Source organism: Liquorilactobacillus aquaticus DSM 21051 (assembly GCF_001436755.1).
Taxonomy (GTDB): domain Bacteria; phylum Bacillota; class Bacilli; order Lactobacillales; family Lactobacillaceae; genus Liquorilactobacillus; species Liquorilactobacillus aquaticus.
On the sequence record NZ_AYZD01000001.1, the window covers coordinates 1 to 12007 of the forward strand.

Here is a 12007-nt window from a genome sequence, read left to right on the forward strand (position 1 = left end):
AAAATTCGGTTTCTCGTCCTATTTACTTATACAGAGGCTAGTTATGTCACAGCCTCAATTTTGCGTATTCAATTACCAAATTAGGTTAGTGATAAATTTATTTGTTGGTTTTCTTTTTAATTCGTCTAGTTTGACCGGAATATTCGAATAATTGGACGAAACTTTTAATGGCGGTCTTTCTCAGCAATAAAACAAGTCCATATCCAATTATGACCCCTAAAGCATTTGTAATGACATCATTAATATCGATCCAACGCGAGATATTAAACAACAGATCGTAGATAAATTGGCTGAATTCGATCGATGCACCTACCCCAAAACCGAATAGGATCACCTGCTTAAAGTTCAATCGTTTAATCAGGAATAAGTATCCGCCTAAAGGAATCGTCATTAAAATGTTTAGAAAAAACCCAGTATCGATATATCTAAACGGGATAATATTGATTGGTATCGTTCCAAACCTAAACAAAGCTGCCGGTACCTCGCGATATGCATCAGGAGTCGGTGAAAAAACCAAATAACCGACAACAAGCAAGTACACGCCCAATGAAGTAACTGTAAAAAGTTTCCAGATATTTTTTTCGGTCAACCTGGAGATACCCATTTTAATGGCAACTACCAATCCGGTCATATTTAAAACAAACGGGACCCAACGTTCGATCTCTGCCATAAGAATCTCCCCCTTTTTATATCTTAGTAAAGACTGGAATTGACTTTCGACTTGAGATCATACTAGCACAACAACTTTAATTTCACCTTAAGGTCTTTCCTAAAAGCATAAGTGTAACCTTTTCTCAACGATATTTATGTTTCTTTAATAATTTGTGTATTCTATTTGTAACATGTCAGAAAAAGATTAACAAGTTATTGACAATTTATAAGTAAATCTGTAAATTTAATACTAGAAACTAATACACGTATAAAACGATGAAGAGAAGAGTAGATCATTACAAAGGCACTAAGCGAGCACTGATAGTGTGAGAGTGCAGCCTTAGGATGATTGAAGATGAACTCGGAGTTTTGGGCAGCGCTAAGAAGGCATGCCCCGTAGAGATGCGATAAAATCTGAAGCATATTTTTACTTGTATGCTGCTGAGTTACAGATAGTAATATCTGGATAAAGATGGGTGGTACCGCGAAAGCTTTCGTCCCTGTACGTTGTATTTTACGTACAAGGATGAGAGCTTTTTTGCTGCAAGCTTATTAAGCAAGGGATGTGAGGCCGACAAAAAAATCTTTTAGTTTAAGACGATTAAAAAAAGGAATTATAGGGGGAAGAGTTAATGCGCAAACTAAGAACTATACTATCTTTGCTGGCTATGAGTGTTTTGATTTTAACACTTTCGGCTTGCGGAAAATCAGCAGAAAGCAGTTCAAGTTCAAAAAAGCAAGTCTTAAATTTAAGCGCGACCGCTCCGCTTGATACGATCGACATCTCAAAAGCAAGCGGTTATGGTCAAACAGGCAATGTTTTTGAAAGCTTCTATCGCCTTGGCAAAAATGGCAAAGTTACGCCAGGATTAGCTAAAAGTGGAACGGTCTCTAAAGATGGCAAGACATGGACCTTTAAGCTGCGCAATGCTAAATGGAGCAATGGCGCTAAAATCACTGCTCAGGATTTCGTGTATTCGTGGCGTAGAACGCTGAATCCTAAAACTAAATCAACATATTCATACCTATTCGGTGGTGTTCAGAATGCGGACGCCGTCAGTTCCGGTAAAAAAGATCCGAGTTCAGTTGGAATTTCTGCTCCTGATAGTAAAACAGTCGTAATCAAGCTCAATAAACCAATCGCTTATTTTAAAGTCCTAATGGCTTATCCCCTATTTGGACCGCAAAATCAAAAAATTGTTGAAAAATATGGCAAAAAATATGCCACAAAAGCCCAATATATGGTTTACTCAGGTCCATTCAAAATCAAGAAATGGAACGGAACCGGCAATAAATGGCAATTCGTCAAAAATAATCAATATTGGGACAAAAAAGTTGTCAAACTTCAAAAGATTAACTACTTAGTCGTCGGAAGCCCAACAACTGGGCAGGAGCTTTATCAGCAAGGAAAACTTGATCTAACGCCCCTCGCTGGTCAGCAAGTTAAGAACTTTAAAACCAGTTCACAATTCAAGCAGTATCCATACTCATATGTCTCTTACTTGCAGTATAACTTCAAAGACGGTGATGCTGTCAAACGTACGGCAATGAATAATCGCAACATCAGATTAGCTCTATCTTTAGCTATTGATCGCAACGTTTTAACTAAGAAGATCCTAGGAAACGGCTCTCTGACACCTAAGGGTTTTGTGGCTTCAGAACTGGCAAATGACCCGAAGACCGGAACCGATTTTGCTGATCAGCAATACGTTAAAAATACGGTTGAACGTAATACCAAACTTGCAAAGCAGTATTGGGCAAAAGGCATGAAAGAAATTGGACAAAAAAAGCTTAAACTCACATTGCTGGCTTCAAATGATGACTCTAACAGTACCGTGATTGCGCAGTATCTGCAATCGGCATATGCCAAAGTTCTTTCTGGTTTAAGCATTGAAGTTAACAGTATTCCTAGTAATAATGCTCAGCAGAATGCCCTCCAAGGAAACTTTGATATTTACCTTTCTGGCTGGGGCGGCGATTTTAGTGATCCAATTACCTTTTTGCAAATTCCTGAAACAGATACAGCCTACAATTATGGTAAGTATTCAAGTGCAAAGTATGATGAATTGATCGCACGCGCTCAGAATGCGGATGCAAATGATCCAAGCAAGCGCTGGAGTGATCTGGTCCAAGCTGCACGCCTTCTCAACAGTGATCAAGGCATGACACCAGTCTATCAGCAAGTTACTGCTTATCTACAAAAAAACGATATCAAGGGTATTATTCACAATACAGCAGGAACACAGTGGAACTACAAGTATGCTTATAAAAAATAAAATTTAAAATACAACACATATCTATAAAATAAAAGCTCCCCCTCGCTTAAAAAATAATTAAGCGGTGGGAAGCTTTTATTTTTAGCAACAGGTCTGTTAGAAAATCAGGCACAATGAAACGTTGCTTACCATAACATAGAAACGTGATTTTTGGGTTTGCGTCATCCGCTTTATACCCTATTTAAAATCATTAATAATGGGGGTAAGATAATTAAAAGAAAATTCCAAACCTTTTTTTACCAATTCATTGCTTTTTGAAAAACGTCTGTCCTCATGCTCAATACTAAAATCGCCTTCGTAATTAATTTCCTGCATCACTTTATAAAATTCACTCCAGTTAATGTCACCTAAACCTGGAATCACCGGTGTCCAGAATCCTAGATCTTCAGCATGCTGTCGGTTTAATTTTTTGCCATAAATTCCATATTTATAAAATTGGCTTTTATCAACAAGCATGTCCTTAGCATCAATATGAAAAATACGATCTTTGTATTCACGCAAAGCTCTGAGATAATCAATCCCCAACCAGTCTAAATGTGATGGATCGAAGTTCAAACCGAATGCTGCGCTGGAAATACGGTGAAACATTTCATCCCACAGCTCCGGTGAATAGGAAATAGTCCCTGGAAGCCCATCTTCCTGCCAACCCGGCATGGGACAATTCTCTACCATCAGCTTAACGTTTTTCTTTTCAGCAAACAGTACAAGCTGTGAAAAAATTCGTTCAAATTCGTCGAAATTTTCCAATAGAGATTTTTTTTGATTTTTTCCGACAAAACATCCCACTAAAGGTGTCCCGAGCTCGCTAGCTGCTTCTATTACAGCTCTCAAGTGTTCATAGTAAAATTTTTGTTTACACTCATCTGAATCGAGCATATTATCATAATAAGCTAGACTTGAAAAAGAAATATGATATTTCTCCTGTATAGTTTTTATTTTAACTGTTTCAACCGCAGTTAAATGCTCAACATCAATATCGCTCCCCGAATAGTCGCGTGTATTGCTGCGTGGCCAGCAAGAAACATCTAACGCGGAGAAACCAACTTGATGCGCATATTTCATCTTCTCTTCTAAAGTCATATTCTGTAAACAACCTGTTAAAAACCCAAAATTCATTTTGATCACTCCTTTTTTAATAATCTACTAAATAATATTCGCAAAATAGTCCAAATTACTGATAATAACAGCTCCGATAACAGCCAGTACCGTCCCCAACGAAATAAGAATCATTTGATGAGAGGATTTCTTTTCGTGCAAAATAAAGATACCTCCAAATGCTCCAACAATAAATCCAAGTGAACTCAAAGTGGACGCTGCTGCCTGACCAAGATTTGGATTAGCAATCGAAACAAAAAGTGCAACATTCCCGACTGCCCAAACCACGCCAGTAATAGCATTTGTAAAAGTAATTTTACTAATCAACTGCTTTGTTTCATGCGTTATCATAAATACGAATAATATACCACCGATTACCATGCCAATAGATTGTGGAAAAATAATTGTAATCATATATTGGACTCCATGCTCAGCATTTATAATTTGAGCCGGGATATCCATCCATCTCTGTAAAAGTTTAGGCGCAATGAAATAACCCATAAAACCTAAAGTAGATAATAACAGTGGCAAAAAACCACCTACAGCATTTTTCTTTATATCATTATTGCTTTTCTTTCCCGTTTTGTCTTCAGTTTGAATCCAAACAGCTCCTAAAACAATCAATGCAATCGCAACAATTCCGGCAATCCATTGCGAAACCTTGGTCCATTCACCTAAAAGTGCAGCCCCTAACAAAGCATTCCCGACAATTTGGCTCGTCATAGATAAAGGCACGGCACGAGAAACACCCATTGACTTAATTGCAATAAATTGAAATCCTTGACCTACCGTCCACAAAACACCGGATACCAGCCCAATAATAACGATCTGCCAATTCATTGCGTATCCATGGGGCAATACCCAAAGGAAATAAGTTAGAAATCCAAAAAGCAATCCGCCAAGAGTAAGGCCTAATGTTTGCTGTGATGAATTCCCGCCAAACTTGGCTGATAGAAGTCCGATTGACCCCCAACACAAAGATGGAATAAGTGCGATTAAGATATGCATAATTTCCCCTCCCTAATTGATTTCGATCATCTGGCCTTTTTCATTAGACTCAATTCCCGCAAAGGTTGCTTTCATTGCATTGAGAACAGTCTCACCATCCGATATAGAAACACGCTTGCTTAATATAGAATCTACAAATTCATCGATCATTCCAGAACTGGTCTGCTGATCATTAGTCTGAATCTGATCAAGGCTGTAATCAATGTGTTCCTTATTTTTTAATATCACCCTAATTGCGTATTCAGGATCATCATATATTTTCATAATTCCTTTGGTTCCGTACAGAATAGTTGAGTTATCTTCTTCTCCGTAATAAGTCCAACTTGCTGCGACAGTCCCTAACACGCCTGAATTTAACTTATAGATGCTGAATGCATTATCATCGACACCGATCAATTCACCTGCGCTATCTCTCTTGTCCAGCGTAGCTAATATTGAAAAGGCGCTAGTGACATGGCTATCTAGCAAATACAGCATCAAATCCAACTTATGGACGCCTAGATCAAAAATCGCTCCAAATTTAGCTTTGTTTTTATCAAAAAACCAAGTATTAGCCCCTGGATCAACACTCCAAGTCTCTGGTCCTCCATGTCCAAAAGTGGTTTTAAAAGTTAAAACACTGCCAATTGTATTTTGCTGCAACAATTTTTTAGCTATTACATGTGCTCTTGCCAATCTTTGATTCTGATCAATCATTAACTTCCGTCCGGCTTTTTTGGCTTCATCGATCATTGCTTCGCAATCCTCCAAAGTTGTGGCCATTGGTTTTTCGCAAAGAACATGTTTGCCAGCCTTCAATGCTTGGATGGTGAGCTTAGCATGAGACTCATTAGCAACACAAATACTAACCGCATCGATTTTGTCATCCGCCAGAAGAGACTCAATTGAATCAAACGCCCGTCCCCCGTATTGTTTTGCCATTGTTGAAGCCCTTTCTTGTGAATAATCAAAATATCCCTCTAGCTGTACATGTGTATTATGTGCATACTCAGGAATATGCCGGGTTTGAGCAATCTTGCCACAGCCAATAATACCCACGTTCAATTTTTTGCCTGTCATATTTAAATTCCTCCTTTGATTAAGAACAATTATGTTTTATAATAAAACCGCTTACATTGCAATGCGAATTTCATAAACTGAAATATTGCAAAAAAGTGGATGAATTAAAATGCTTTAATTAAGCGTTCTTTGTTAGCTTTTGAAACTATCCATGGTCTATTTTGATTAAATTTAGAAATATTTCATTTTTATTTTGGAGGGAAATAATTTGAGTAAAAAGATTAACGCTTACGATATTGCTAAAGTCGCACATGTCTCACCTTCTACTGTATCCAGAGTCTTGAATCATAAAAATAACGTTAACCTAATCACTGCTCAAAAAGTTGAGGAGGTTATTAAAAAACTGGAATTCAAGCGTAACAAGGACAAAAACACAGCAAAAATAATTCTCTTGAATATTCCTGATCTCTCGAACACTTTCTACGCCGATATCATCGAAGGAATCAAAGCTGCTGCCAATGCTAATCAATACCATTTGCTAATTGATCAGACTGATTTAGGCAATACTGATATTCAACATTTTATGAACTTAGTACGCAGACTGCAAATTTCTGGTCTTATAACATTCAAACAATTATCACTGTCTATTTTGAACAGACTTTCCAGTATCATCAAAGTAGTACAATGCAACGAATTCAATCCAGCGTCCGATCTTCCATATGTCACAATTAATGATTACTCTGCTGCTAAAGACGCAACTATTCAACTTCTAAGAACTGGTAAAAGAAATATTGGTCTTATCAACGGTCCGAAATCATTCAGATACGCTTATGAACGTGAGCGTGGATTTAAAGATGCCTTAAAAGAATACAATATTTCGACTACCAAAGAATGGCTTATTTCTTTACCTGCTATAAAGTACGAAATTGCTTTACCTATTGTTTCACAATTATTAAGTGCCCAGCCTCATCCTGATGCGTTTTTTTGTGTTTCAGATACGCTTGGAGCTGCCGTAATAAATGCCGCACAAAAGTACCGTTTAAGGGTACCTGCGGATATTGCAGTTATCGGATTCGATAATACAATGATCTCTCAAATCATCACGCCCCCTTTAACAACCGTAAATCAACCTCGTTTTCAAATTGGCTACTCTTCCGTTGAATTATTTAAAAATTTTGACCACAAAAACCGCCACTTACAACTAGAAACAGAATTTATTGTCCGCAACTCAATCTAACTTCAAATGAATAAGAATTAGTGATCATTTCAAGCCGGATTAAATTCCAACTTTTTAAGAGATAAATAGCAAATTATGTAATTCAAATTTAAGGGAAAAATTTATTTTTGAACTTTAGCACCCAAAAGACAAACTCTTCAGAAACAGCGGAGCTAGGCCAAAGAATTGATTTGGTCTAGCTCCGCTTTAATTTTTTATAATATTCGTATCAATAATATGTCCCAGCGATCAGCTTAGGCTGATTTTACCAAAACTTTCTTATCTCTCTTGCTTACTTTTACCTGGAATCAGACGTGCCGAATTCAGAATGAAGATCGATTCGCTTCCGACATGGACTATTGCCGCAACAAGCGGTGTTAATATTCCAAAACCGGCAAGCAACATACCCGCAGCATCAACAACAATCGTCCCCACAAAGTTAAAGTTAACGATTCGGCGTGTTCGACGTGCAAGGCTGATCAACGACTGCACATCGCCCAGATTTGAACTGATAAGTACGACTTTTGAAGAATCACGTGCGATATCAGTCCCGCTGCCCATTGCAATGCCAACATCAGCTTGTGCAAGGGATGGTGCATCGTTTACACCATCCCCAACCATTGCAACTTTGTGTCCCGCTTGGCGTTGAGCATCAATCGCAGCCAGTTTTCCTTCCGGCATAAGTTCAGCACGAACCTCATCAATCTGCAGCTCAGCCGCAATCGACTCTGCGGTAGCTGTTCTATCACCAGTCAGCATGATGACGCGCAAACCCATTTTTTTAAGTTCAGCAATACTTTCAGCTGCATTCGCGCGAACTGAATCTGCTAATGAGATTTTACCGATAAAGCGACCATCATACGAGATATACACTATATTCTCCCCAGAGTCCGTACTTTGAGTATTCTTTTCTTCCATTCCTCTAAACGCATCTTGTCCAAGATGTCCCGCATTGCCAACCCTCAGGATGTGTCCATCGATTACAGTCGTCAGTCCTTGTCCCGGCTTATTCTCAAAAGAATCTGGCTGAATAAGTTTTTCACCATTTTCATTAGCAGCCGCAACAATTGCTTTTCCAAGCGGATGCTCAGAATGCCATTCGGCGCTGGCAGCAAGCTGTAACAATCGTTTGGTGGAAACCCCATCTACAGATACTACTGATGTTACTTTCGGAGATCCAAGGGTCAATGTACCTGTCTTATCAAAAATAATCGTGTCCAATTGTGCCAACGATTCCATGTAAGATCCACCCTTAACAAAAGCCCCTTTACGCGCCGCTCTTGCAATTGATGCTAGCATGGCTAAGGGAGTCCCAGCTGCTATCCCACACGCCCCGGCAACAATAATCACATCGATCGCGTTATGCAGATTTCGAGTAACGATCCATGTGAGGATAGCGCCTGCAATAGCTGTATATATCAAAAAAGCAGCGAACTTATCAGCTAATTTCTGAATTGGTGCTTGGTTAGACTGAGCTTCTTGAACTGCGGCAATCGTCTGACCATATGAGGACTCCTCGCCGACTCGTTCTGCACGCACTTCAAGCGCCCCATTTCTATTAACTGATCCTGCATAGACAAACACTCCAGCAGTAACTTCGACTGGCATTGATTCACCTGTAATTCGAGATTGATCGACACTAGAAAATCCATTTATGACCGTTCCGTCAACCGGAATCCGCTCTCCCGGTGAAATAATGACTATCTGATTTAGCCTTACTTCTTTAAGAGCAACTCGCTGTATCACTTCTTTTTTAGCACTGGACGTCTGTTTGATACGGACTGTTCCAGGTAAAAAGGACATTAAGTCCGTTAAGGCATTTTTACCTTGATCCATACATAAGTCTTCAAGGATATCGGCTGCCAGCACAAAAATTGTAATAATAAGTGAAGTTACCCACTGACCGATAGCAGCGGCCGCCACGATCGCAATAAACATCGAAAGGTCCATGCTCATTTTTCGCTGGCGAATATCATGCCATGATTCAATGATAATCGGCCAGCAGCCGTAAATCAGCCCAACTGCAGTAGTCCCCATTATCGCCCATAATTGTTGTGGCACAAATATTTCAAGCCCAATTACAATAAGTGCCAAAAATACCGTTATTAAAATACGATTAAGTGCATCTCGTTCTATTCGTGCCCAGATAGGGGCTGTTTGATTTTTTTCACCCAATTCGTTTTCCTCCTCACAAATCAATGACCTTCTTAAATTCGTAAACTTTGTCAACGGCATGTCCTACTTTAAACAAGCTCTAAAAAAGCTGCTAGTTTCTTGCCCATATATTGAGGTGTTTCTATTGCCCCACGTCTTAACCAGCTGAGCGATGTATTGACAACTGCCCCCGCGATAAAATCAGCCCAATATTCGTCATCAGCCCGCTTACTGTTCGAAACCTTAATTATCATCTTGTTTTGCAGCAGATATTGATAAGTAGTCACAAATGATTTTATTAGTATCTGTTCTTTACCAGATCGCAGCAATGTCAGTTGTGAATCACTATGGTTCAAGACCAACTGAAAGTAATGTTCCATCAATGTAGTAAATTGCAGCTTTGATTGATTAGGCAGCTTCCTAATATATTTTATGATGCTCAACATTTCAAATTCGCTGATTATATCATCCAAAGTCGTGAAATTTTTATAATAATAAGTTCTGGAAACACCGGCTTGCTTTGTAAGTTCGGTAATTGAGATATCCTCCGAGTTTTTCATCTGCAGTAATGCAATCAGTGCCTGAAAAATATCGACCAGCTTTTTGTTTTTGATCTCTTGCGGTGACATAGTTAACAAAAACACTCCTTTTGTAAACGATACGTATAAAACAAGAATACGCCATGCTATTGTTTGAAACAAGCCTATAAAATCAATAAAAAACAAGGAGTACTTATCACTATGGACAAAAAACAAAAAGCAATCACATTTTTAATGACTATCGGAATCTTCCTATGTATGCTCGACACAACGATCATGAATATTGCGTTACCGAAAATTCAAAAAGGGTTAAATGTCAGCTTCGAGAACCTTTCATGGGCCTTAAATATTTATACGATCATATTCGCTGTCTTCACAATTCCCTTTGCAAGAATCGCAGATCTTTTAGGAAAAAACAAAGTTTATCTCATTGGATTAACTGCCTTTTTGCTAGGTTCGTTATTTTCCGGAATTTCAGTGAATGCAGCTTGGCTGATAGCAGCACGTGGCATTCAAAGCCTTGGTGCAGCAATCGTTTTTCCTGCCAGCATGACGATCGGAATCGCATCTGTGAATATCCAAAATAGAAAAACAATGCTGACCGTTTTGGGGATCACACAAGGCCTGGCGACAGCGCTTGGTCCGACTATCGGTGGGATCATCACACAATATCTTGGTTGGCGCTATATTTTCTTGGTCAACCTCCCCTTGATCATCCTAGCAGTCATTTTGACTTTTTGCCTTCTGCCTCTTAAAAATGAAAAAACAGTAAATGCCAAGATCGACTTCCCAGGGATGCTTCTGTCGATGATCATGCTGTTTTCATTAACTCTTGGACTGATCAAAGGAAATGATTGGGGTTGGCACAGCTTTTCGATTATCCTACTTGGAGCAGCAGTATTCCTCGCTTTCGGTCTGTTTATCATTGTAGAACATCACAGCAGTGCCCCCATGATCCCACTCGCTTTATTTAAAAATCGGCAATTCATCGGGGCTGTGCTCGCAACGATTTTAAGCAGCGTCTTCTTAGTTGCGGTCATGGTTATCATGCCGACATTCTTTACCACGCTTCTCGGCAAAAGTGAACTAACAGCTGCCTTCATGATCACTCCAACTTCATTAATGATTTTCTTTTTATCACCCGTTGGTGGACGGCTGGTCGAAACAACCGGTCCACGCTTAATGATGCTGCTCGGTTTTCTTTCAATGAGTATCGGTTATATAGTTCTTTCCCTTATCGATCCAGGGATTTACAGTCAACTAGTAATCAGCCTTGTCCTGATCGGAGGTGGTTTCGGAATAATAGCAGGACCAGTTGTTGTTCTCGGAGCTTCCAACTTCACCGGTGAACTTTTAACTGCATCTCAAAGCGTCCTAGGACTTTTTAGGCAAATTGGAACCTTGTTGGCGGTTGCTATCTTTGTCTCAGCCTTGACTGGCAATTTGAAGACAGCACGAGCACATTCAATTGATACCGCAACCGAAAGTATCAATTCATCTGCACTTCCGCGTACATCCCAAAAAATCTTCAAAGAAAATGTTCAGAAGTCTATTGAAAATGACGGTAATTCTAAACAGCATCCAGCAGAAACAATCTCAGCCGCCAAAATCAAAGCCCTCACTAAGGCTAAATACACCACCGTTTTGGCCCAGATGCCTAATAATACGTCTCTTTCCAGCACTGCCAAGCAAAAGATCTATGCTGAAATATCAGCTAAAGTCACCCAAGAGAGTTTCGAGCAAAAACAGATCGTCAAACAAATAACAACAGAGATCAAAAAAGAGCTTAGAAAAAATTTAAAAGCAGCCTTTATGAAACCATATCGCCAAGCGATACCTTTCGTCATATTAGCAGGATTTTCAAGTTTGTTATTTTATCGTAAAAAAGACTATCTCAACATATCTGCCTAAATTTATTTTTAGCATATGAGAAATACGAAAAATTATCAATTTTGCAAACTCTCATCACTGGGTTATAATCTTCGTAAACAACAATGGAGATTTTTAGCCTTAATCATTGGGCACCAAATATTAGTTGTGAAATGCGAATAAAATAAAACTAGAATTTG

At 39.0% G+C, this 12007-nt stretch carries 9 protein-coding genes; 3 read left to right on the top strand and 6 right to left on the bottom strand.

The window, feature by feature from the left end; all coding sequences use genetic code 11:
* Positions 1 to 97 precede the first annotated feature (97 nt).
* Positions 98 to 670 (bottom strand): VanZ family protein, encoded by a 573-nt coding sequence (locus FC19_RS00005; RefSeq protein WP_057874947.1) that lies wholly within the window; start codon positions 668 to 670, stop codon positions 98 to 100.
* 613 nt (positions 671 to 1283) lie between these two features.
* Here FC19_RS00005 and FC19_RS00010 point away from each other — a divergent pair.
* Positions 1284 to 2927: a peptide ABC transporter substrate-binding protein gene (locus FC19_RS00010; protein ID WP_057874948.1), complete on the top strand. Its 1644-nt coding sequence runs from the start codon at positions 1284 to 1286 to the stop codon at positions 2925 to 2927.
* Positions 2928 to 3104: 177 nt separating this feature from the next.
* On the opposite strand, the gene FC19_RS00015 is transcribed toward FC19_RS00010, so the two are convergent.
* The 3 genes from FC19_RS00015 to FC19_RS00025 are packed head-to-tail and all read right to left on the bottom strand — an operon-like array spanning position 3105 to position 6089.
* Positions 3105 to 4043 carry a sugar phosphate isomerase/epimerase family protein gene (locus FC19_RS00015; protein ID WP_057874949.1) on the bottom strand — a complete coding sequence of 313 codons (939 nt, stop codon included), beginning with the start codon at positions 4041 to 4043 and terminating at the stop codon, positions 3105 to 3107.
* A 27-nt stretch (positions 4044 to 4070) separates the two neighbouring features.
* Positions 4071 to 5030 (bottom strand): GRP family sugar transporter, encoded by a 960-nt coding sequence (locus FC19_RS00020; RefSeq protein ID WP_057874950.1) that lies wholly within the window; start codon positions 5028 to 5030, stop codon positions 4071 to 4073.
* A gap of 12 nt (positions 5031 to 5042) precedes the next feature.
* Positions 5043 to 6089: a Gfo/Idh/MocA family protein gene (locus tag FC19_RS00025; protein WP_057874951.1), complete on the bottom strand. Its 1047-nt coding sequence runs from the start codon at positions 6087 to 6089 to the stop codon at positions 5043 to 5045.
* Positions 6090 to 6297: 208 nt separating this feature from the next.
* Here FC19_RS00025 and FC19_RS00030 point away from each other — a divergent pair, with 208 nt between their 5' ends.
* Positions 6298 to 7266 (top strand): LacI family DNA-binding transcriptional regulator, encoded by a 969-nt coding sequence (locus tag FC19_RS00030; RefSeq protein WP_057874952.1) that lies wholly within the window; start codon positions 6298 to 6300, stop codon positions 7264 to 7266.
* Positions 7267 to 7524: 258 nt separating this feature from the next.
* On the opposite strand, the gene FC19_RS00035 is transcribed toward FC19_RS00030, so the two are convergent.
* Entirely contained in the window at positions 7525 to 9420 is a 1896-nt protein-coding gene (locus tag FC19_RS00035) for a heavy metal translocating P-type ATPase (protein WP_057874953.1), read from the bottom strand.
* A gap of 68 nt (positions 9421 to 9488) precedes the next feature.
* Positions 9489 to 10028, bottom strand: coding sequence for a TetR/AcrR family transcriptional regulator (locus tag FC19_RS00040; protein ID WP_057874954.1), 540 nt, complete (start codon positions 10026 to 10028; stop codon positions 9489 to 9491).
* 111 nt (positions 10029 to 10139) lie between these two features.
* On the opposite strand from FC19_RS00040, the gene FC19_RS00045 reads away from it, so the two are divergent.
* Positions 10140 to 11849, top strand: a complete 1710-nt coding sequence (locus FC19_RS00045) for an MFS transporter (RefSeq protein WP_057874955.1) — start codon at positions 10140 to 10142, stop codon at positions 11847 to 11849.
* The last annotated feature ends 158 nt before the right edge of the window (positions 11850 to 12007 follow it).